We start from the raw sequence: 23,565 nt of genomic DNA, 5'->3' as shown, positions 1-23,565 counted from the left end.
TTGCTTCTATGTTATCGTCCATTTTCAGGCCGTACCTCTCTCTGCGTTTCTATGCGTCATAGCCTTAGTCACATTCAGCGTATTGAGCATCTCTATCTGTTCGCGTGAGAGTTTGCCCTGACGGTGCAATGTTCTCTGACGCGCGATCCACTGGCTGATGCGGAGGGCCTCTTCTGTTTTGTCGTTGCTGCCGGCGCCGGTGTCGCCATTTGTCTTGAGCAGGAGCGAGGCGGCCTGGTATTTGTCGGCCCAGGCGCGTTCGGAGGCGGTACGCCAGTCCATGCCCAGTTTTTCCAACTGTTGTATCTGTTCTTTGGTCAGCCTCTTGCCCTCTGTTTCTCCGCGGTAGGCGCGCCGGCATTCGTAGAGCCATTTGCCGAGCCAGATGCCGTCGGTAACGTAGTTGGCGGGGACGTCGAGGTCGCCGTGTTCTTTGAGGTATTCTTCGCAGGCGGCGATGCGCTTCTGCCAGGAGTCTTCAACTGTCCATTTGAAGCCGAGTTTGTCCAGCTTCGCTCTGCGTTCGGGCGTGACTTTTATCGATGTGCGTCCCGTTTTCGCGCTCGCGTCGATGTGGTTTCGCAGCCACTCGCCGAGCGGGAAGCCGTTTTTGTTCACGTATCCGGCGGGCACGTCAAGTGTGCCGAATTCTTTATGGTGGGCGACGGCCTGTTGGTAGCCGTATTCCCATTGCCGCGTGTGGGTGTCGATCCAGTTCATATGTATCGCGTCAAGGCGCGCGATCTGTTCTTTCGTCAGATGCGCGGAGCCGTTCAGTCTGCCGCTTCTTATTTTGCGCATTCTTCTCAGCCAAGCCCCGATGCGCAGCCCGTTGGGCGAGACGTAGCCGGCCGGTATTTCAAGGTCGTGGTGCCTCATGTAGTACTCGGCGCAGGCAAGGTAGTTTTGCTCCCAGAGGTAGTCGAGCTTGTCCCAGATCATGCCGAGCCTGCCGAGGGCCGCGATGCGTTCGTCTGTAAGGTAGTAGCCGCCTCTGCCGCTGTTTTTCGCCTGACGCAGGTTGCAGATCCATTTGCCCAGTTCCAGTCCGTTATCGGTCACGTAGTTGGCGCGGATGTCGATGTTGCCGTTTTTTAATTTATATTCGCAGAGGGCACGGTAATATCTCTCCCACGAGAGGTCGTAGCGGTTTTGCCAACGCATGCCGATGCTTTCAAGTTGGGTTATTCTCTCCTGCCCTAAGACGCCGGGGATCTTGCCGGCGTAGACGAGTCTTTGGGTATTGATCCACGAGCCGAGGGAATAGCCGTCCTCCGTCTGGTAACGTTTGGAGACTTCGAGATTTCCATGCTTTTTGTAATAGGCTTTCGCGCATCCGTACATCGTCTTCCAAGAGGCGGAGAGGCTCTCTTCCAGTTCGTTGAAGAGGCGGCGGCTGTCGCGTACCTCGTCGATTACGGTGAATGAGCTGTTGACCACCTTCGAGATATCTCCCGTGCCGCGGTAATAATCGACGGCAAAGCGCATCTCATCCTGAAGGGCGGATATGCTGTAAAGGTTTTCGATATTATTTACCACGTCGATGATGACGGTACTTTTTTTGCTACCGGCGGAGAGGGCCCGGCCGATCTGCTGCTTGTATATGATGGGCGAGACGGTGGGGCGGAAGAGGATGACGCCCGCGATGTCGTCGATGTGGACGCCCTCGTTGAGCATATCGATGCAGAGCAGGAGCTTCAGATGTTCGCTGTCGTCGGCCTTGAAGCCGGCAAAGGCCAGGGAGGCCGCGGGATCGTCGGCATAGGCGCGGTAGAGGTGAGGGCTGCCGTCTATGCCGCCAAACCACTCGCCTATATGTCCGGCCACCTCTTTCAAGTGTTCGACATTTGAGCAGAAGAGGATGTACTTGCCCCGCCTGTCGGTTATGTGCTTCCGAAAGACGGCGTCAAGCCCTTCCGCGTTTTCCAGCGAACGGCGCAGCGCGTCGAGGCGTTTCTGCGCCGCGTCACGGACGGCCTTGTTTTTTGCGCCGCTTATACGGGACTGATAGCGTTCCAGGTCATTTTGACAGGAGTAGATCGAGATGACGTAGGTAGGCGGGGCAAGTATCCCGCGAACTACCGCCTCTCCAAGCGTCATCTCCGAGGCGATATTGCCGTCGAAAAGTTCGTCTGCCATATCGCGCTGATTGTCCAGATAGCGTATATTTGTCGCCGAGAGGCCGAGCACCGCCGCTTGCGGATACATCGCGAGCAGCTTCTGCACGCCGCCGCCCCACATCTGTGCGCCGCAGCGGTGGAACTCGTCGAGTACGATATAATCCGGACGGATCTCTTCTAGCCCGGCGGCGTCCATCATCATGAGTTTGGCGTAGGTAAAAAAGCGGACATTTTTTTGTTCTGGGACGCCAGTGGCTTTTAGGTTTTCTATCTGTGTCTTAAAGATGTACTCGCTGGGCGAAAGCCAGCATACGGAGGCGTCGGGGTTGTCCTCCGCCAGTTTGAAACCGATAAAGGATTTTCCCGTGCCGGTGGGATGGACGACCGCGGCTCTGCCGCTTTCCGTCAACATGGAAAGGGCGGATTCGTAGGCTATTCTGTTATGTTCAAATAAGTCTATCATCCTGGCTTTCCCTCCTCATGCCGCTGCGCTCTGTTTCTCCAGCTCTTCGCGGATACCGTTTTTTGCTTTCTGCACTCAGGCGTACGGCAGTTTTCGTTTATGATGCGTGCCTGCCGGATCGATCAATAATTTTTCATTCCGGCGAGAAAGGTGTACCTTTTTCGCCGGAATGAAATAAACAGCATTATCCTCTAAAAACCTATTCCGTACTCTTTACCACCTTCTATATTGATACAACGAATCACAAAAAAGTCAATGACCACGCGGCGAAAAAGGTACGCCTTTTTCGCCGCTTTTCATCTTTTACCCGACTGATGCCCATCGTTTGAATGTCATATGGTTGATTTTAAGATACCGCGCGGCGCATCTGGCGGATATCTCGCCGTTTTTCCATGCTGCTTTGACCGCTTCAAATTCCTGCGGACGCTCTTTCGGCCTGCGTCCCAAATTGCCGCCCCGCGCCCGCGCGGCGGCGATGCCCTCTGCCTGCCGCTGCCGTATGAATTTGCGCTCGGTTTCCGCGACGTAGCTAAGCAGCTGCAGCACGATGTCCGCGATCAAAACGCCGGTGAGGTCGCGGTTTTGCCGCGTGTCCAGAAGCGGCATGTCCAGGACGACGATGGCCGCCCGCTTCTCTTTCGTCAATATCCGCCATTGTTCTAAAATTTCATGATAATTCCGCCCGAGCCTGTCGATGCTTTTGATTATCAGCGTATCGCCCGGTCTTAATTTTTTCAGCAGCTTTTTGTAGCCCTGCCGCTCGAAATCTTTGCCGGACTGCTTGTCCAGGATGATGTTTTCCGCGGGAACGCCGTATTCCCGCATCGCGCTTCGCTGCCTCTCCTCGTTTTGTTCTTTTGAGGACACCCGTATATAGGCATATTGTTTACCCATCTGTCATTCCTCCCATAAATAGCTCCGCGTTATTTTTGTCTCCTAGGAACGAAAAGTCTTTCACACACTATCATGCCAGCATTACTTTGTGTTTGCTTTTCTGAAGTATGCTTCTACCAACGATCGAATGTTTTTAAAAGGGGGATTTTTCTGTTGATTGAATCAAAGTTAGATTGGTAAAAGTTTTTATGGCCGCTTTGGTATTATTTCTAACTTAAAAAATATAGGAAAAACGCGGCTGTTTAAGCGCATGTGCCGATGAGGGATAAATGGTGTGAATATATGATATTAAACGTGGTATTTCTAAGGAATATTTGAAATTTTTGGCCTTGACATAAGGAGGTAAAATGCTATATTAATTTTATTTCTTGCTATGAAAATTTTCGTGGTAAGAAAATTAGGGGGCGATTTTATGCGCTTTGGAGAAACAGTAAAAAATTACAGAAAAGAGAATGGCTGGACTCTTAAAGAGCTCTCCGAAAGATGTGGGCTATCAGTGGCGCAGCTTTCCAAACTGGAAAATGAAAAATCCAGTACGAGCATCGAGAGTCTGCGAAAGCTGGCTAATGCATTTCGAATTCCTCTTTCGGCTATTACGTTGACTGAATCGGCGCAAAAGCTGAGCCCGGTGCTGGATGGAGAAGGGTTTGTCGTAAGGTGGTGCAGAAGGGGGGATGATAATGTCACAGTAAGATATTTAACGCTGAGTAGAGCGGCAAAAATGCAGCCGATAGTTATTACGATTCCGGCCGGAATGGATACCGGAGCCTCGAAGTCCCATCCGGGAGACGAATTTTTTTATGTACTGGACGGCAAGGTGCGTTTCTTTTACGACGATGAAGCCTTTGATATGAAAAAAGGAGATTTTCTCTATTATGATGGCCTTTTTCAGCATCACTGGCAGAATATGTCAGAGACGGAGGCACGCATTTTGACCTGTAACACTCCCCCTGTAATGTAAGAAAAAATCTGAGAAAGGACGCGATCAGTCTTATGTGTGCAGACAGGATCAACGAATTTATGGAAAAAATCGCGCTGGATGCCCCGGTCTCACCGGAATATCTGGCGAACGCGGTCGCCGGAGCGATCAAAGACAGGGCTTTGCTCTTCTATTTTACTTGGAAGACTCTTCAGGAGATGCATCCCGAAATAGACGCGGATGCCGTGATGGCGGAGGCTTCGCGCCGGCTCGGAGAATATAAGGCGCCGAATCTGGGAAATGTTTGCGACGCGGAGACGGCGATCCTGAACCAGACCTCGAAGGCGGGGATGCTCGCCTTTGATCAGGAGATAACCATGCTTTCGCCGGAGGAATCGGTAAAGGTGATACGCCGCTGTCCCCATATTGAAGCCTTCGAAGAGCTGGGCTGTTCCAAGGAGGAGCGGATCAAACTGTGCACGGAGCTGTTGATGCCTCTTGATTTCGCGCTGCTTGCCCCTTACGAAAAGGTCCGCCTTGAATTCTCGAAAAATCTTGCGGCGGACGATGTCTGCGTAATGTGTACCAAGATCGCTAAGTAACGATTACCAAGTGGAGGTTGTCTTGTTATGTATTTGGTAGCTATCCTTATTTATCTTTTTGCGCTTCTTGCCGTCGGAGCCTGGCTCGCCAGGCGGGTTAAGGATTCCAAGAGTTTTCTGGTCGCGGACAGGGCGCTTCCGTGGTATGTCAGCACTGGAACAATCGTCGCTACCTTTATGGGTGCTGGTTCGCTTATCGGCGCGGCCGGACTGGCCTATAAGGTTGGCCTCTCCGCCATGTGGATGGATATTGGCGGCATCCTCGCCATCGTGGCGCTGGCCTTTATCGCCGGGCGCATTCGCCGTTTTGAAGGGCTGACCACGCCTGAAATACTCGGCGTGCGTTTCAATGAGCCGACGCGCCTGGTCGCCGCGCTGATCATAATCGCGGCGGAGACGGCGATCGTCGGTTATCAGATCCGCGCGGGCGCGTATGTCCTTAAACTTGTTGCCGGAGTCGAGAGTGGGACTGGGATGATCATCACGGCGGCCTTTATAATCGGTTATACGATGTTTGCCGGGATGCTCTCCGTCGCCTATACGGACCTTATTCAGGGACTGACGATCATCTTCGCGCTTCTGATCGGCGCGCCGTTTGTGATCGAAGCCGCCGGCGGAATGTCCGCAGCGGCGGCCGCACTGCCTGCCGAAAGGTTCAGCCTCCTCGGCGGTTCATTCCGGGACGCCATGAAGGTGCTCTTCCCGACATTCTGCCTTGTCTTCGTCATGCAGCCGATATGGCAGCGCATCTTTTCCTGCAGGGATGAGAAGACGTGCCGCATCGCCGTCTCGGCCAGCGTCCCCGCGCTGATATTCCTCGTGGCGATACTCGCCTTTACGGCGACGCTCGGCGCGGTGGTGCTTCCCAACCTGGAGGACGGCGGCACGGTGATCATTGCCTTGGCCGCCCACACTCTGCCTCCGGCGATCGGCGTGATAATGCTCTGTGCCGCCGTGGCGGTGATCGTCTCAACGGGAGACTCGATGCTGCTCTCAGCCTCCTCCAACATCATCAACGATATCTATCTCCGCTATGTCAACCCCAAGGCGGAAGAGAAACGCATACTCCTTTATACGCGCCTCGTGGTGCTCTGCTTGGGCATTCTCGCGCTGATACAGATACAGTACTTCCCATCGATACTGGCTATGGTCATCTATGCCTACACGATGGAGGGCGGACTGGCGCCGGCTCTGATCGCGGCCTTCTACTGGAAACGGGCGACGCCGATGGCCGGACTGCTCTGCGTACTCTCCGCGGGCGTGACGACTGTCACTTGGGAGGCGATGGGTATGCCTTTTGGTATCGACACGTCGTTTATGACGATCCTGGTTTCGACGGCGCTGCTAATCGTCGTCAGCTATGTAACGCCCGCGCCGACAGAGCAGCAGCTAAGCAACTTTAAATAGATAAATAATTTGTCGAAAGAGGGTACCAATAATGGGAGAAAAAAAGACTGAGATTATACATTTTGATACGCCGTGCGGAAAAGAGTTGTTTTTCCCCGTTGCTACCGTTACGGGAAACAATCCAGGGCCGGCGGCCGTCATTACGGCCGGCGTACATGGCTGTGAGTATCCGGGCATAGTCTCTGCGATCAGGCTCTTCAAAGAGCTGTCGCCGGAGGATGTCAACGGCAGCGTCAAAATAATAACGATAACGAGCACTGCGGCTTTTGAAGAAAGAAGCATGTTTGTCACGCCCTATGACAAGGTGAACCCCAACCGGGTCTTTCCTGGCAGGATTGACGGTACGTACAGCGAAGTCCTTACCTATAGGACGATGGAGCTGATTGCCGGCGCCGATTACCACATGGATCTTCACGGCGGTGATATGGTGGAGGACTTAGACCCATTCTCGATATACCATAAAAGCGGTGTCCTGGAGATTGACGATCTTTCGTATGATATCGTCCATTATTACGGATTGCCCAATGTAGTCGTCACCGAGAAGGGCGGCCTGTGGCCTGACGACGGTACCACCTATGCGAATGTCTCGGAAAAGCTGCGGATCCCCTCGGCGATAGTTGAAGTCGGTGCGATGGGAGTGCTGGATGAACCTTCGGTGCAGAAGCACCTCTTCGGATTAAGAAACGTATTGCGGAGGTTCGGGACACTGAAGGGTGAAGTTACGCCGGTTACGCCGCCAGAGATATTTGACAATATGTCGTGGGTATATACGGGACAGAAGGGTATCTTCTACATGAACGTCAAAGTCGGCGATTATGTGAAAATGGGAGACACTATCGGCGTTCTCGAAGATTACTTCGGCAAGACGCTGGAGACTGTAGCCTCTCCAGTAGAAGGAAAGGTTCTCTTCCTAACCGGAAACCCAGCGATGAAGGAGCATGGTCTTGTCGCGGGAATCGGTGTTTCAAAAGCATAAAGCAGAACAGATTTTTTGAGGTTCTTATTGTAAAAACTCCTAAGGAGAAAAAGTTGCCTAAAACATCCAAGTACGGAAAGTTAAGTACGTTCTTGGATGTTTTTTTGTTAAAGGTCGTTTTGCGCCGGCGTTGGCCGCCAATGCCTTAAACTATTCTGCACATAATTGCAAAACCCCAAATAAACGTGTAGTATATATAGGATAAATTATTCATATACAGTTTTATTATGATTGGGAGGATATTTTTGTCTAATAACATATCTGACCGCGATGTGTCGGATAAGCTGCTTTCTTCCGCGTGGCGCGATTTTCTGGCGAACACGCAAGACTTCATGTTTGTAAAAAATACTGATCTGGCGTATATAAACTGTTCGGCGGCTTTCGCCGGATTGGTCGGGCTGTCTTCGCCCGACGGGATCGCGGGGCTCACGGATTTTGACATTTTCAAAGACCGCGCCCTTGCGGAGCGTTACCGGGGCGACGACAGAAAAATTCTTGAGAGCGGAGAGCCGCTTTTGAATTTTATCGAGCCGCTGCCTCCCAAAGAGGACGGTACTCCGCGCTATTCCTCAACGTCGAAATACGCCTTCCGCGATGAGAGCGGAGCGGTCGCCGGCATTTACGCCGTCGGGCGCGACGTGACGATCGAGTACGAGGCGCGCATGAGTTATGAACGAGAGTTCGGCTATATCGCGGAGCTCCATGAGGGAGCTTATGCCTCGACCATACTGGACGTCACCGAATGGCGTCTGGAAGAAACGCACATCAGCGGCCGCGCCGCGCCGCACGGGAAGGCCTTCGCCTCGATAGACGAGTTTAAAGACTACGCCGTAAAATCGGTCGTGGAGGGCGAAACGGCGCGGGACTTTTTCAGAACGATGACGAAAGAATCGCTTCGCGCCGTTTACGACAGCGGCAGACGGAAGCTGGAGATAGAATATCTGCGCGCGATGCCGGACGCCGCGCCGCGCTGGATGCGCAACGACGTGCGTTTCATCGCCGATCCCGCGACCGGGCATCTTATGGCCTTCGTCAGTCTGCACGACATCGACGAGAAAAAGCGCGAAGAGGACAAACTTGCCCGCGCCGCGGAAGAAGATTCCATGACGGGGCTCTTCAACCACGACGCGACGCTTAAGCACATCGGCCGTTACCTTCAGACGGATGGGCGCGCCGGCGTCCACGCGCTGATGATGATAGATATAGACAATTTCAAGAGCGTGAACGACATCTTCGGACATCAGACGGGCGACGATGTGATAACTGATATCGCCGCCGCCATAAAAAAGACCTTCCGCGATACGGATATCGTCGGGCGCATCGGCGGCGACGAATTCATGGTCCTTATGAAAAACGCGGTCGGAAAGCGTGTGATCGCTAAAAAAGCCCGCGACCTGATCGACGCGCTGCAGTATGACTGTCATACGGGAAGCGGCACGCTCGAACTTTCCGGCAGCGTCGGCGTCAGCCTTTACAAAGGCGGCGGCGCAACGCTGGACAAGCTTTACGCCGAAGCCGACGCCGCCCTTTACAGAGCCAAATCCGAGGGTAAGAACCGTTACGCCTTCGCCGAAAGCGACGACAAGGACGCGGAGGGCCTCTCTCCTCTCGACAACGAGCCGTCAAGCGCCGTCCATCTGCGCGCGCTCCTCGAAAATCTTGAGGGCGCGGTGATCGTCTGCGACGTCGACGCCGGCGGCGAGGTAAAAGTAGCCTACACAAGCCCGAGCGCCTTTAAGACCTTTAAGCGTACCAAAGAGCAGATAGGCGACGCGGGGCGCGGCATCTTCTCCGTGGCTCTTCCCGAGGACGCTCCCGGGCTTATATCCGCGATCAGGACGGCTGCCGAAACGGACGGGCAGCTCGACCATACGTACCGCACCGCCTCTCCGGACGGTGGCGTGGAGTGGCGCCACGCGCGCGGCTCCGGACTGCCCGGAAGCGAGGGAGGCCGCCGCGTCATCTGCGTCATTACCGACATTACTGAAATAAAGGAGCGGGAAGAGCAGCTGCGCTTTGCCGAGCTGCGCGCGCGCACGGCCCTTGGGCAAAGTCCGGCGATGCTCTGGGAGGTAGACCTGCGCACGAGGGAAATGAAGTTTTCCGGTTTCGGCGCGGATGAGATAGGTTATTCGGGACGCGTTTTCAAAGACGTGCCGGAGTCTCTGCTTGCCGAAGGGCATATCCGCGACGACTATAAAGACGAATTCCGGCGGATGTTCGCCGATATCTACGCCGGCCGCGACGGCGGCGAATATTACCTGATGTCCAAAGACGCGGGCGGCGAATACGTGCCGGTCAGGGCCAGCTTCAGGCTGCTGCGCGATGAAGGCGGCGGACCCTATTACGTGATCGGCGTCAGAGAGCCGCGCATCGTCTCGCAGGAGCTGTCGTTATACCGCACGATGACCTACGGCGGCGTCTTCTCCATCGATGTTGACGACGACTTCACGCTGCTTTACGGCAATGACCGTTATTACGCGATCCACGGCTACACGCGCGAAAGCATGGCGGAGCTTCTGGACAATAAATGCCGGCGCTTCATACATCCGCGCGACCGTGAATTGGCGCATGAGGCTGTGAGCGGCGTGATCACGTCGGGCGGAAGCGAGACCTCCTTCATCATGCGGATCATAACCAGCGGAGGGGATACGAGGTACATAAGGGTCAGCGGCGAATTTGAAAAACGCGAAAACGGCCACACCGTCATGAACGGCGTCGTAATGGACGTAACGGAACAGAAGCTTACGGAACTGACGCTGCGGCAAAAGGCGTTGGAGCTCGACTCTATCATACAGTCCACGCCCGGAGGCATTTTCAGCTATTCGGCGGAGGAGGACGAGCAATTTACCTTCGTCAGCGAAAACATGCTCAAGATGCTCGGCTACACGCGTGATGAATTTATCCGCAAATTTGACAACAGGTTCTCGCCGATGGTCTGGCATGAGGACCGCGAAAGGGTCCTTGCGGAGATAAACGAGCAGATAGAAGGCTCTGATTTCGACAAATGCGAATACAGGATAGAGACGGGAAACGGGGAACTCAAATGGGTCCACGACGTCGGCCACCTCGTTGTGGACGGCGACGGGTGGCGTTGGTTCTACGTCGTCATCGTCGATATCACGGCGCAGAAGGTGGCGGAGGAGGAGCTGCGCCGGCAAAGGCAGGCGCTCACGGACCGCTACCGGCGCATCATGGAGATGCGCGACGGCTCGGATAAGGACGCCATCGGCTCCTTCAGCTTCAACCTTACGCGGAACACATGCGGAGACGGGCACGCCGCCAGCGAATCCATCCGCAGCCTCCAGGAGTCGGGGACCGTCGACGGCTTCTTTGAAAACGCTTACGCCCGCAATACCGACCCGGACCAGCGTAAGGAATTCCGCGCCATATTTAACCGCGCCGCGCTGCTTCGCGCGCACGAGCGCGGAGAGACCTCTCTGTCGTTTGAGCATAAGTTTATGATCGAGCCCGGCCGCCCCTCATGGATACGGACGAATATCGTCATGGTGAAAAACCCGGAGACCGGAGACGTGGAGGGCTACACCTGCGCGAAAAACATCGAAGCGGAAAAAACGACGAGGATGCTCGTCGATAAATTTATTGACATCGAATATGAATTCGCCGCGCTCATCGACGTGAAGAATGAGACTTTTTCCGTCGTCAAAAGAAGGGAAGGGGCCGCCTTTTTGCCTCCGCTGGGCCTGTCGGACTATTCCGACGTGATCATGAACAGGCTCATGAAATGCGTGCCCGCTGGCGCGCAGGAGCAGGCGCTCGACTTTCTGAGTCTGGAGAGGATAACGGAAGAGCTGGAAAAACGCGGCGCCTACAAATGTTATATTTCGCTGCGGGCGGAAGACGGGCACATGGAACGCAAAAGATGGAGCTACACGTATCTTGACTCCAGCCGCAGCGTCATCGCCTGTATGCGCAGGGACGTGACCGACGTCTACGCGTCGGAGACCGACGCCGTCACGGGGATATACAACTACTCCGGTTTCCGCCGCGCGGTGCGCCGGATGATCGCGGATAACCCCGAGATAGATTTTTGCATGATCAGAATGGACCTTGATCATTTCAAAGTCTACAACGACCTCTACGGTATCAGGGCGGGCGACGAACTGCTCGCGGCGATAGGCGCCGTGGGCCGTTCACATTCCGCGTCGCTGCGCGTTTACGGACACCTGCAGGGAGACCATTTTATTGCCTGCGTGCCGGTAAAGGGACTGGACGTCAGGCGGAGCATCGACGACGTCGCGAAAAAGCTGCGCGCCATACAGCCGGATTTCAGCTTTGTCGTGCGCTGCGGCATATACAACATCGACGACAGCGGGCTAGACGTCGGCATCATGGGGGACCGGGCACTGATGGCGCTGCGCTCCACCAAGGGCAGATACGACGCCGACTTCGCCTATTATGACGAATCGATGAGGGCGGAGGTCTTTGAAAAACAGGAGCTGGCTTCGGCGATGAAGCAGGCGCTTTCCGGCGGGGAATTCCGTGTCTATCTGCAGCCCCAGTACGACCAGGCCAACGGGAAAATAGTCGGCGCCGAGGCGCTCGCACGCTGGTTCCACAAGGGCGAGATATTGTCCCCCGCTAAATTTATAGAAGTTTTTGAGCAAAACGGCTTCATCATGCAGCTTGACGAATATATATGGGAACAGGTATGCGCTCTGATGAGAAGATGGCTCGACGAGGGGCGTCCCGTGGTGCCGATCTCAGTCAACATCTCGCGGATCGATATCTACAATCCAAAATTGAGAAAAATCCTTAACGGCCTCGTTGAAAAATACCGGCTTTCGACAGAGATGTTGCGGCTGGAAATAACGGAGACGGCCTATACGCAGAACCCCGGGCAGCTTATCGGCGTCGTGAAGCGGCTTCGCGAAGACGGCTTCTTCGTCGAGATGGACGACTTCGGCAGCGGCTATTCCTCGCTCAACATGCTCAAAGACGTCGTGGTGGACATGATAAAGCTGGATATGAAATTTCTCTCGGCGTCCGCCGGCGACGGACGCAGCGGCATGATCCTCAACGCCATGGTGCGAATGGCGCACTGGCTCAACGTGCCGGTCATCGCGGAGGGTGTGGAAACGCCGCGCCAGGCCGACTTCCTCAAGACGATCGGCTGTTCTCTCGCGCAGGGCTACCTTTACGCGAAGCCGATGCCCGTGGCGGAATTTGAAGAATGCCTGAGTGCGGGAGGTACCACTCCGCTTAACGCGGAGGCGCGCGTCGCGAGCTTCTTCAACAACAGCGAATTCTGGGACGCGGAATCGCAGGCCACGGTCATCTTCAACAGCTTCGTGGGAGCCGCCTGTATCGTAGAATACAAGGAGGGCTGCGGGGAGATACTGCGCGCGAACGACAGGTTCTTTGAGGAGACGGGCCTTACCGGCGACGAATTCAGGCTGGCGCGGCTGGACGTTATGAAATTCATGCGTCCGGAGGACCGCGCTCTGATGGCCGGGGCGATAGACGACGCCGCAAAGACGGACAGGGAGGCATACTGCGAAACGCGCTGGGAGCGGCGTGCAAAACAGAGCGGCATCCTCTGGTTCGGGATACGAATGAGGGTGATCGCGCACGCCGTCGACCGCTGCATAATATACGCAACGATCGAGAACGTCACGCGGCGCAAAGAGATGGAAGCGGTCCTGCGCGCCGAGAATGAGAAAAACCGCCTGCTGATAGATTTTATGGACGCAATGGTATTCGATTATGATTACGATACCGATACGATGATCTACAAGCTTAGACGGCATGACAGCGGTTTTACGACGGTCCGCAGGGAGCGTTACCTGGCGGGGCTGGCGGAAAGGAAGATCATCCGGCAGGACTGCGTCGAGCCGATGCGCGCCCTCTACGCCGAGGCGGCAAGGGCGCCTGTGCGCGGGATCTTCGATTACGCCGCCGACGACAAGGGAAGCGGCTGGCATTGGAACCGCGCGCACTACGTGAGCATGGCGAACGAAGAGGGCCGCGTCTGCCGCATGGTCGGAGTGGTGAACAACATAGAGGACAAGAGCGGAAGCGGACAGGAGCCGGATCGTTGAAAAATATGAAGATCATTCGCTTCCGCTCTCGCCGTACGCGGTAAACGCGTCAATAGGCCGGCAGAGGGGATGGATGGCGATTTACTCGATCGCGGGAGAATGAGAAACTGGGATTTACGCGATTGTGGGTAAAAGATAAACAGCGATTTGTCGTTTTGCCCTTCCGTCGCTCCGGCCTCCGAGCCGGAGCCTAGAGTCGTGGGTTTTACATGCGCCGGTGGAACAAAAACATAGAGTCACTAGGCCCCGGGTCAAGCCCGGGGCGACGGAGTACCAGTGCCGGCATGACAAGATAAACCGCAATTTACCGAGCTTGACGAAAAAAACGCCGGACACGCGGAGATAATTTCACCTCCGCGGCCCGGCGTTTTTTATTTTTTGCCTACAGCGTCCTCTTCCAGCGCGGACCCTGCGGGGTGTCTTCTATTACGACGCCCTTTGCCGCGAGCAGGTCGCGGATCTCGTCGGAGCGCTTGAAGTTCTTCGCCTTTCTCGCCTCGGTACGTTCGGCGACGAGCGCGTCTATTTCGGATTCTTCGTCTCCGGCCTCTTTTTCTTCGTAGAGGTAGCCCAGGATATTGTCGGTTTTCTCAAAGAAGGCTTTCGCCTCCGTAAGCGCCTCTTTGTCTATCTCCTGATGTTCGGTCAGGTGGACGTTTACCGCCCGCACCATCTCGAAGATGCAGCCCACCGCCCCCGCGGTGTTGAAGTCGTCGTCCATCGCCGCCGTGAAGCCCTCCTCGGAGCCCTTTACGGCGGCGCGCAGAGCCTCGTCCGCTTCGCCAGCGGCCCTGTTTTCCAGCGCGAAGAGCATGTCGGCGTAGCAGTTGTTGAGCCGTTCGAGCGCCGCCTTCGCCTGTTCGAGCCCCTCCGGTGAGAAGTTGAGCGGCGAGCGGTAGTGGACGCTCGCGAGGAAGAAGCGCAGGACGAGCGGGTTCACCTTTTGGCTGACGTCGCGCACGGTAAGGAAGTTGCCGAGCGACTTTGACATCTTTTCCTTGTCGATGAGCAGATAGGCGTTGTGGAGCCAGTATTTGACAAACTGCGCGTTGTTCGCGCATTCGGACTGGGCGATCTCGTTTTCGTGGTGCGGGAAAATCAGGTCGCTGCCGCCGCCGTGGATGTCGATCGTCTTGCCGAGGTACTTGGTCGACATCGCGCTGCATTCTATGTGCCAGCCGGGGCGTCCTGGACCCCAGGGGCTGTCCCACGCGGGTTCTCCGGGCTTTGCGGACTTCCAGAGCGCGAAATCCAGAGGCTGCTGTTTGCGTTCGTCGACGTCGATGCGCGCGCCCGAGAGCAGTTCGTCTACGCTCTGCTTGGAGAGCTTGCCGTATTCGCTGAAGCTGGCGACGCTGAAATATACGTCGCCGTCGACCTCGTAGGCGTGTCCCTTCTCGATGAGCGCCTCTATTATTTCGATTATCGCCGCGATCTCGTGCGTGGCGCGCGGGTTGACGGTCGCGCGGCGGATGCCGAGGGCGTCGGCGTCCTTGTAGTATTCGGCGATGAAGCGCTCCGCGAGTTCGGCGACGGTGATGCCGTCCTCGTTCGCGCGTTTTATCATCTTGTCGTCGATATCGGTGAAGTTCTGGACGTATTTCACCTCGTAGCCGAGGCTTTCAAGATAACGCCTGAAAACGTCGAAGAGCACGAAGGGCCTCGCGTTTCCTATATGGAAGAAATTGTAGACCGTGGGGCCGCAGACGTAAAAGCGGACCTTTCCCTCTTCAAGGGGGATAAATTTTTCCTTTGTTCTCGTCAAGTCGTTATATACTGCCAATGCCATCAATAAGCACCTCCGCGTTACTTCTTACACGTTATTGTGATATCCTATACCATGTGGTGGCGGACTGCAATCACAGAAAGGATTAATTTTTTGAATAAGGAAGAATTGATAAAATTTGTAAAGGGCTTCCCTGATAAGCCGGGAGTCTACCTCATGCGCGACGAGCATGGGGACATAATATATATCGGGAAGGCGAAATCCCTCAAAAAAAGGGTCTCCTCCTATTTTCGCCACAGCAATTTCGCCTCGCCGCGCCTGCGCAAGCTCGTAGCGACGATACGCGATATCTCTACGATGCGCACGGAGAGCGAGATAGAGGCGCTGATCCTGGAGAACAGGCTTATAAAGCTTTACCAGCCCTTTTTCAATGTGGATCTCAAGATGAACGAACGCTACGCCTATATAAAGATCACCGCCGAAAAGTACCCGCGTATCGTCGTGACGCGCATCAAGCTCGACGACGGGGCCGTCTACATCGGCCCCTATGTGCGTGTGCAGGAGGTGCGCGCGCTCCTGCGGCTTGTGGAGCGTTATCTGCCGCTGCGCTCCTGCAAGAGCGAACTCGCGAAGCCGACGGGCGGCAGGCCCTGCATGAAGTATTCGCTCGGACGCTGCCTCGCGCCCTGCTGCGAACTCTGTACGGAGCACGAGTACCGCGACCGTGTCGCGGACGTCGCGCTGCTTTTGCAGGGGCAGGGGGCGGAACTCATCGAGCGGCTGCGCCGGCGGATGGACAGGGCCGCGCGTGAGACGCGCTTTGAGGAGGCGGCGCATCTGCGCGATACGATACGCGCGATCTGGCGCGTCAGCCGCCAGCAGCATACGACCCCCGACATCCCTTCGGGGCAGGATAATTTCTTCGAGGTGCTGAACGCCATGCAGCGGGCCTTCGATCTTCCCATCCTGCCGTGGCGCATCGACGGCTTTGACATCTCGCACAGCGCGGGGGAGTATACAGTCGGCGTCGCCGTGGTCTTTGAACAGGGCTATCCGAATCCCTCCCTGTACAGGAAGTTCAACATCAGGACGGTGGAGGGGATCGACGACTTCCGCTCGATGAAGGAGACGCTGACGCGGCGCTACGGCCGCTGTCTTGAGGGGCAGGAGCCGCTGCCGCAGTTGATCCTGATCGACGGCGGCCCGATACAGCTGGACTTCGCGATGCAGGCCCTTGACGATCTCGGCATTCACAACATTCCGATAGTTTCGCTGGCGAAGGAATTTGAGGAGGTCTACCTTCCGAACCGCAAGGAGCCGATACGCCTCGATCATACCGATCCGGTGCTTCGCCTTCTTCAGCATGTGCGCGACGAGTCGCACCGTTTCGCGATAACTTCGCACCGGACGCGGCGCGCCCAGAGCTTCAAGCGGAGCAAGATAGAGGAGGTCCCCGGCATCGGCAAGGCCAAGGCCGCGATGCTCATCACGAGGTTCGGGAGCGTTAAGGCGATAAAGGATCTGCCCGCCGGGGAGCTCGCCGCCGCGCCGGGGATCGGGCCGGCGCTTGCGAAGAGGATATTGGCCAAGCTGAATGAAGAGAGCTCTGATGATATAAACAGTATCTCGAAGGAGAGTGTCGCCGATGGAGCTGCCGAAGGGCAAGATTGACGAATATTACATGAACTGCGCGCTGGAGTTGGCGCGCAACGGGCGCCGGTGCAGCCCCAACCCGCGCGTCGGCTGTGTCGTCGTGCGCGACGGCGTGATAATCGGGCGCGGCTGGCATAAGATATGCGGCGGGCCGCACGCGGAGGTCGAGGCGGTGCGCGACGCGGGCGGCGATATCGCGGAGGCGGACGTCTATGTGACTCTGGAACCCTGTTCGCATTACGGCAGGACGCCACCCTGCGCCGATATGCTCGCGGCTCACCGGCCGCGCCGTGTCGTCGCGGGGATGGCCGACCCCAACCCCCGGGTCGCTGGGCGCGGCCTTGAGAAACTCCGGGCTGCCGGCGTTGAGGTGAAGTGCGGCCTGCTTGAGGACGAGTGCCGGTGGATGAACCGCGGCTTTATCAGGCGCATGTCCATGGGCCGTCCGTGGGTGACGGTCAAGTGCGCCGCCTCGCTTGACGGCAAAACCGCGCTCGCGGGCGGCGAGAGCAAATGGATCACCGGCGTCGAGTCCCGCGCGCGCGTGCATGCGATGAGGGCCGAAAGCGACGCCGTGCTTACGGGAGTGGGTACGGTCATCGCCGACGACCCTCTGCTCACGGTGCGCGACGCGCCGGGAGAGATGCCGCTGCGCGTGATACTCGACCGCAGCCTGCGGACGCCTCCCCGCGCCAAGATACTGGCCGGCGGCGTCGTGATCTTCACGACGGAGGCCGCCCCCGCGGCCAAAGCTTCCGCGCTTGCGGAGGCGGGAGCGAGGATAGAGACCGTCGCGTCGGGAGCCTCCTTTCTCGGCGCTGTGCTGAAAAGGCTCTGCGCGATGGACGTGAACTATTTGATGGTAGAGGCGGGAGCGGGCGTGACGTCGGCTTTCATAGGAGAGGGGCTCTGTGACGAGCTTGCGCTCTTTGTCGCGCCGAAGATCATCGGGCGCGGTCCCTCGTTTGCGGACGGGCTGGCATTTTCAAATATGGCGGCGGTCCCGTGCCTGAGAGACGCGGAATATACAAAATGCGGAGAAGATCTGCTGATAAGGGGTGTTTTTGAATGTTCACCGGACTTATAGAGACGATAGGCACCGTTGCCGCCGTAATGCCGGCGGGCGACGTGGTGGAACTGACGATCCAGGCCCCGGCGATAGCCTCGGAGCTGCGCCTGGGCGATTCCGTGGCACTCTCGGGAGCCTGCAATACCGTTACCTTTTTCGACGCCAACTCGTTCAAGGTGCAGATGATGCCGGAGACGCAGGCGCGCACGAAGCTGGGCGGCCTGAAGGTCGGTTCTCCCGTCAACCTTGAGCGCGCGATGCGGCTGGATTCCCGCCTTGACGGCCATCTTGTCGCGGGACACGTCGACGGCATGGCGAACGTCTCCCGGATAGAGTCGCTCGACAAGACGGAAAAAATATACTTCACCGCGCCGGAAGAGCTGCTCGCGGGGATCGTGGAGAAGGGCTCGGTCACGATAGACGGCGTGAGCCTCACCGTGATCGACGCCGAGATGGATTTTTTCTCCGTCGGCGTGATACCGACCACCCTCGCGGAGACGACGCTGAGGGAGCTGAAGGCCGGGGATGCCGTCAACATTGAGACCGATATGATCGGCAAGTATATAAAAAAGTTCATGGAAGCCGCATTCGGCGAAAAAAATGGCAGCGGAAAGATGAAAAATCCGCTCACTTGGGATAAACTTACTGAGTATGGCTGGAACTGATAAAGTTGGAGGGGAAAAGATGTTCAACACAATCGAAGAGGCGATAGCCGATATTCAGGCAGGAAAGATGGTGGTCGTCGTAGACGACGAAAACCGGGAAAACGAGGGCGACCTTGTGATGGCGGCGGACCACTGCCGCACGGAAGATATAAACTACATGATAACCAAGGCGCGCGGACTAGTCTGCGTGCCGCTCTCGTGCCAGCAGGCGCAGCGGCTCGACCTCGCGCCGATGGTCGAACATAACACGGACGCGCACGGCACGGCCTTTACCGTCTCCGTCGACCACATGCGCGGGACCACCACCGGCATCTCGGCGGAGGAACGCGCCTTCACGGCGCGCGCGCTCGCCCAGCCCGAAGCTGTTGCAGAGGATTTTCACAGACCAGGACACATATTTCCTCTCATCGCGCGCCCCGGAGGCGTCCTGCAGCGCGCCGGACACACGGAGGCTGCCGTTGACCTCACCCGCCTCGCCGGGCTTCATCCCGCGGGGGTCATCTGCGAAATAATGAACGGCGACGGAAGCATGGCGCGCCTGCCGCAGCTTCTGGATTTCGCGAATAAAGAGGGACTGAAGATAATCTCGGTGGAGAATCTCATCCGCTACCGCGTCATCCGCGAGAAGTTCGTCAAAAAAGAGGTCGCGGTCCACATGCCGACGCAGTGGGGAGACTTCATCTGCCACGTTTACACGAGCCCCTACGGGGACAACCCCGGAGCCGTCCATCTCGCGCTCGTCAAAGGGGATCTCTCGGGCGACGAACCGGTCCTCACCCGCGTCCATTCGGAATGCTTCACGGGGGACCTGCTCGGTTCGCTGCGCTGCGACTGCGGCCAGCAGCTGCACACCGCGATGTCGATGATCGAAAAGGAGGGGCGCGGCGTGCTGCTCTATCTGCGCCAGGAGGGGCGCGGCATCGGCCTGCTCGCGAAGCTCAAGGCCTATGACCTTCAGGATAAGGGGCTTGACACCGTCGAGGCGAACATCGCCCTCGGCTTCGCCCCGGACCAGCGCGACTACGGCGTGGGCGCGCAGATCCTGGCCGACCTCGGCCTCAAGAAGCTGCGCCTGATGACGAACAATCCCGTCAAGATAACGGGGCTCGCGGGCTATGGCCTCGAGATCTCGGAGCGCGTGCCGATAGAGGTCGCGCCGAATCCCTACAACGAGCGCTACATGAATACGAAGATCTGCAAGATGGGGCACATGCTCAACAACGAGAGGGAATACGGCTGTCAAGACTGCGGTTTCCATAAATAACCGCCGGACATACCCGCCGTCAGGTCGACAGATCAAGGCGGAAGTTTTTTATAAAAATATTTTACGTTACGGGAGGAATTTTTAATGCGCACCATTCAGGGAGATATGATCGGAAGCGGCCTGCGGTTTGCGATAATCGGTTCGCGTTTCAACGAGCTCATCACCTCGAAGCTCATCGAGGGAGCGAAGGACGCCCTCACGCGTCACGGAGTAAGCTATCAGGACATCGACCTTTACTGGACGCCCGGCGCCTGGGAACAGCCGGTGGTCGCCAAGGAGATCGCGCTGCTCGGAAAATATGACGCGATAATCACGCTCGGCGCCGTTATCCGCGGCGACACCACGCACCATGAATACGTGGCGGGCGAAGCGGCGAAGGGACTCGCCCATGTCGGCCTTGAGCACCGCGTGCCGGTGGCTTTCGGCATCCTCACCTGCGACAACCTTGAACAGGCGCTGATGCGCTCCGGCAGCAAGGCCGGCAACAAGGGAGCGGAGGCGGCGCTCGCCGCGCTGGAGACGGCTAAGCTGATGAACGAGATACGGGGTCTCGGGGAGGCGCAGGATTAATGCTTGACACAAAATGGGTCCGCGAACACTATGACGAACTGGCGGAGATGCTGGCTTCGCGCAGCAACGCCTTTCCGTTGGACCGTTATAAGGAGTTGGACGAGGAACGCCGCAAGGTCCTCCTCGATGTCGAAAAGCTTAAGGAACGCCGCAACGCCGGCTCCAAAGAGGTAGGCGTCAGGAAAAAGGCCGGCGAGGATACCGAGGCGCTGCAGAACGAGATCCGCGAGCTCGGCGAAGAGATAAAGGCTTTCGACGACAGGGCGGACGCGATACAGGCCGAACTTGACGAGCTGGCCCTTCGCATCCCGAACCGTCCGCACGCGAGCGTGCCGAAGGGCAAGGACGAGAACGACAATATCGAGATGCGCCGCTGGGGGACCCCGCGCGAATTCGACTTCGCGCCGAAACCGCACTGGGAGCTTGGCGAGGCGCTCGGCATCATGGATTTCGACCGCGGCGTGAAGCTTGCCGAAAGCCGTTTCACCGTGCTCAAAGGAGCGGGCGCGCGCCTCGAGCGCGGACTGATGAATTTCATGCTCGACCTGCACACCACGCAGCACGGTTTTACCGAAGTCGCGCCGCCGGCGCTCGTCAACTCGAAGACGATGACCGGCACCGGGCAGCTTCCGAAGTTCGCCGACGACCTTTACCGCTGTGTCAACGACGACCTCTGGCTGATCCCCACCGCCGAAGTGCCGCTGACGAACCTCCATTCGGGCGAGACGCTCAAAGAATCGGAACTGCCGAAGTATTTCTGCGCCTTTACGCCCTGCTTCCGCCGCGAGGCCGGCAGCTACGGGCGCGACATGCGCGGCATGCTGCGCCAGCACCAGTTCGACAAAGTCGAGATGGTGAAGCTCTCAACGCCGGAGAAGAGCTACGACGAACTCGAGCATATGACGGGCTGCGCGGAGAAGGTACTCCAGCTTCTCGGCATCCCATATCGCGTGATCGTCCTCTGTACCGGCGATATGGGCTTCGGGGCCGCCAAGACCTATGACATCGAGGTCTGGCTCCCGTCGCAGGATACCTACCGCGAGATCAGCTCCTGCAGCAATTGCGAGGATTTCCAGGCACGCCGCATGGGTATGAAGTACAAGCCGGCCGACGGCGGCAAGGCGCGCTTCATCCACACACTGAACGGTTCCGGCCTCGCGATCGGGCGCACGCTGATCGCGCTCATGGAGAATTACCAGAACGCCGACGGTTCGATCACCGTTCCCGAGGCGCTGCGCCCATACGTCGGAGGGCTGGAAAAGGTCTCCCGCGTAGCGTAGGATAAAATAACAGGCGATCGGAAGCCGCATGATAAAATCTATCTTGCGGCTTCTCTTTTTTATGATACGATATATGGGGATGTTGGCTTTATTTTTATTTGACGGGAGCCGGGCTTTATTATGTTTAACAGTTCATATGGAACGACTGTGATCATGGTCGCGATGGTTGCTTTGATCTGTATATCGATACAGAAGTTTTTTAAAAAATACCTTGAAAGCGACCAATATTATTATCTGAAAGACATCACGCTCGTGGGGGCGTGGGCCCTCTGCGGCATCTGGATGCCGGACGGGCCGCTGCGCATCACGGTCGCCGCGGGCGTCGCCTCGGCCTGTATCGGCTTCTGCCAGCGGGCGACGAAGGGGAAAAATCTGCGTTTCCTTTATTTTCTGATCGGCCTCGTATTCTCTCTTTTCGGGCCGCGCATCGCCTTTATTGAATTTACCAACGGTGAATACTATTATCTCTCGTACTTCGCCTCGGTCGCCATCAGCACTCTTTGGGTGGGCATATTCCCCATCTTCTTCCAGGAGATCGACGAGATACCGGGACTCTGCGGACTGCTGCTCACCGTCAGTTGGACGATGATATCCGTCGTCATCCTCTCGTCGTCGCAGAGCCTGCACGACGCCTCGCAGATCTGCATGATCGGCCTCGTGCTGCTGCTCGTCTTCTGGAGCCGCCACATCTACGCCTACCGCCGGCTCACCGAGCCGCTTACCGGGCTATGGGGCACGCTCTTCGCGGGGCTCTCCATCCTCGGCGTGAGCAAGGGGATAACCTTCTACACTCTCGCTCTGCTGCCGCTCGGTTTCTTCGCGCTGCCGATAACCGAGACCTCGATGGGCGTCATCAGCGCCGCCTTTTCCCCGCGGACGACGGGCAACCTCATACTTTACCGGAAGCTCATCACACGCGGCCACACGCATCCGGTCGCGATTTACCTTGTCGTCACGGTCTGCGCCGTTCTTGGCTGTCTCGTCTCCGCGATCCAGATCGGAATGCCGGACTTCCTATATCTTCTCGCCGCCGTCGGCGGCGTATTCGGAGTGATTTGGATGGTTTACACGTTTAAATACAAGCGGGCGAAGATGAACGGCGAGTGCCGGAAACCTGTATTATGGGGCGTCACCGTCGACAACATCTCGCTTAACTATGCCCTCACGAAGGTGCAGCACTGGATAAAGACGGAACGGACGCCTCACATAATAGTGACTCCCGACGCGCTCGCGGCGCTGCGAAGCCGCACCGACGAGGACTACCGCCGCATCGTGCGCGGCGCGGGGCTTGTCCTGCCGGACGGCGCTGGGCTTATCGGGGCGCTTAAACTTATCGGCACCCCTATACAGGAGCGCATACCGGGTGTAGAATTCACCGAACATCTCTGCCGCCGCGCCGCCTATGAGGGCTGGCGCGTTTGGATGCTGGGCGGAGCTCCCGGCGTTGCGGAGGCGGCTGCGGACAGGCTCGAGGAAAAGTTCCCCGGCCTCACGGTGGTCGGGACCTGCGACGGCTTCTTCAAAACGGAGGAGACCGGCGACATCTGTGCCGCGATACGCGGCGCGGAGACGGATATCCTCTTCGTCGGCCTGGGCGTGCCGAAGCAGGAATATTGGCTTGAGGAGTATCTCGGCAGGACCGGCGCGGTGATCGGCATGGGGATCGGCGGCAGTATGGACGTCATCTCCGGAAGACTCACGCGCGCGCCGAAGATGTGGCAGAAGGTCGGGATGGAATGGCTTTACCGCGTGATACAGGAGCCGTGGCGCTGGCGGAGGCTTACAAAGCTGCCGCTGTTCGTCTGGTATCTAGCGCTGACATATTTGCATATCGACAGCTATAAAAATGACGATATAAAGGTCGATAAGTAATTTGTCCATGATTTTAGCGATAA

At 57.1% G+C, this 23,565-nt stretch carries 15 protein-coding genes; 12 read left to right on the top strand and 3 right to left on the bottom strand.

Annotated elements, in window-relative coordinates; all coding sequences use genetic code 11:
- Positions 1-24 precede the first annotated feature (24 nt).
- A complete protein-coding gene (locus CLOEV_RS09000) occupies positions 25-2,583 on the bottom strand; it encodes a Helicase associated domain protein (RefSeq protein WP_034443280.1) in 2,559 nt (852 codons plus the stop codon).
- Between the two features lie 303 nt (positions 2,584-2,886).
- Entirely contained in the window at positions 2,887-3,477 is a 591-nt protein-coding gene (locus tag CLOEV_RS08995; RefSeq protein ID WP_034443278.1) for a recombinase family protein, read from the bottom strand.
- A 412-nt stretch (positions 3,478-3,889) separates the two neighbouring features.
- Here CLOEV_RS08995 and CLOEV_RS08990 point away from each other — a divergent pair, with 412 nt between their 5' ends.
- The 5 genes from CLOEV_RS08990 (at position 3,890) to CLOEV_RS16050 (ending at position 13,443) form a co-directional block, all read left to right on the top strand.
- Complete coding sequence (locus tag CLOEV_RS08990; RefSeq protein ID WP_169732216.1) at positions 3,890-4,438, top strand: helix-turn-helix domain-containing protein; 549 nt, start codon at positions 3,890-3,892, stop codon at positions 4,436-4,438.
- Between the two features lie 59 nt (positions 4,439-4,497).
- Entirely contained in the window at positions 4,498-4,998 is a 501-nt protein-coding gene (locus CLOEV_RS08985) for a hypothetical protein (RefSeq protein ID WP_156938391.1), read from the top strand.
- 27 nt (positions 4,999-5,025) lie between these two features.
- On the top strand, positions 5,026-6,405 hold the full coding sequence (locus CLOEV_RS08980) for a sodium:solute symporter family protein (protein WP_034443272.1): 1,380 nt from the start codon (positions 5,026-5,028) through the stop codon (positions 6,403-6,405).
- A gap of 31 nt (positions 6,406-6,436) precedes the next feature.
- On the top strand, positions 6,437-7,381 hold the full coding sequence (locus tag CLOEV_RS08975; protein WP_034443270.1) for a M14 family metallopeptidase: 945 nt from the start codon (positions 6,437-6,439) through the stop codon (positions 7,379-7,381).
- 245 nt (positions 7,382-7,626) lie between these two features.
- Positions 7,627-13,443, top strand: coding sequence for an EAL domain-containing protein (locus CLOEV_RS16050; protein WP_051485009.1), 5,817 nt, complete (start codon positions 7,627-7,629; stop codon positions 13,441-13,443).
- Positions 13,444-13,825: 382 nt separating this feature from the next.
- Here CLOEV_RS16050 and cysS read toward each other — a convergent pair whose 3' ends face one another.
- On the bottom strand, positions 13,826-15,232 hold the full coding sequence (cysS, locus tag CLOEV_RS08965) for a cysteine--tRNA ligase (protein ID WP_034443269.1): 1,407 nt from the start codon (positions 15,230-15,232) through the stop codon (positions 13,826-13,828).
- 90 nt (positions 15,233-15,322) lie between these two features.
- Between cysS and CLOEV_RS08960 the strand changes: the two genes are divergently transcribed.
- The 7 genes from CLOEV_RS08960 (at position 15,323) to CLOEV_RS08930 (ending at position 23,542) form a co-directional block, all read left to right on the top strand.
- Entirely contained in the window at positions 15,323-16,840 is a 1,518-nt protein-coding gene (locus tag CLOEV_RS08960) for an excinuclease ABC subunit UvrC (protein ID WP_008712236.1), read from the top strand.
- Entirely contained in the window at positions 16,815-17,909 is a 1,095-nt protein-coding gene (ribD, locus tag CLOEV_RS08955; RefSeq protein WP_051485008.1) for a bifunctional diaminohydroxyphosphoribosylaminopyrimidine deaminase/5-amino-6-(5-phosphoribosylamino)uracil reductase RibD, read from the top strand. The genes CLOEV_RS08960 and ribD overlap by 26 nt, the downstream gene beginning before the upstream one ends.
- Positions 17,891-18,556: a riboflavin synthase gene (locus tag CLOEV_RS08950; protein ID WP_034443267.1), complete on the top strand. Its 666-nt coding sequence runs from the start codon at positions 17,891-17,893 to the stop codon at positions 18,554-18,556. Before ribD ends, CLOEV_RS08950 begins: the two co-directional genes overlap by 19 nt.
- A 19-nt stretch (positions 18,557-18,575) precedes the next feature.
- Positions 18,576-19,820 (top strand): bifunctional 3,4-dihydroxy-2-butanone-4-phosphate synthase/GTP cyclohydrolase II, encoded by a 1,245-nt coding sequence (locus CLOEV_RS08945; protein WP_034443265.1) that lies wholly within the window; start codon positions 18,576-18,578, stop codon positions 19,818-19,820.
- A gap of 84 nt (positions 19,821-19,904) precedes the next feature.
- Entirely contained in the window at positions 19,905-20,390 is a 486-nt protein-coding gene (gene ribH, locus CLOEV_RS08940) for a 6,7-dimethyl-8-ribityllumazine synthase (protein WP_008712229.1), read from the top strand.
- Entirely contained in the window at positions 20,390-21,670 is a 1,281-nt protein-coding gene (gene serS, locus CLOEV_RS08935) for a serine--tRNA ligase (RefSeq protein ID WP_034443263.1), read from the top strand. Before ribH ends, serS begins: the two co-directional genes overlap by 1 nt.
- Before the next feature lie 120 nt (positions 21,671-21,790).
- A complete protein-coding gene (locus CLOEV_RS08930; protein ID WP_034443261.1) occupies positions 21,791-23,542 on the top strand; it encodes a WecB/TagA/CpsF family glycosyltransferase in 1,752 nt (583 codons plus the stop codon).
- Positions 23,543-23,565: the final 23 nt, after the last annotated feature.

It is taken from the genome of Cloacibacillus evryensis DSM 19522, assembly GCF_000585335.1.
GTDB classification, from domain to species: Bacteria; Synergistota; Synergistia; order Synergistales; family Synergistaceae; genus Cloacibacillus; species Cloacibacillus evryensis.
This window is presented reverse-complemented; position numbering and strand designations above follow the sequence as displayed.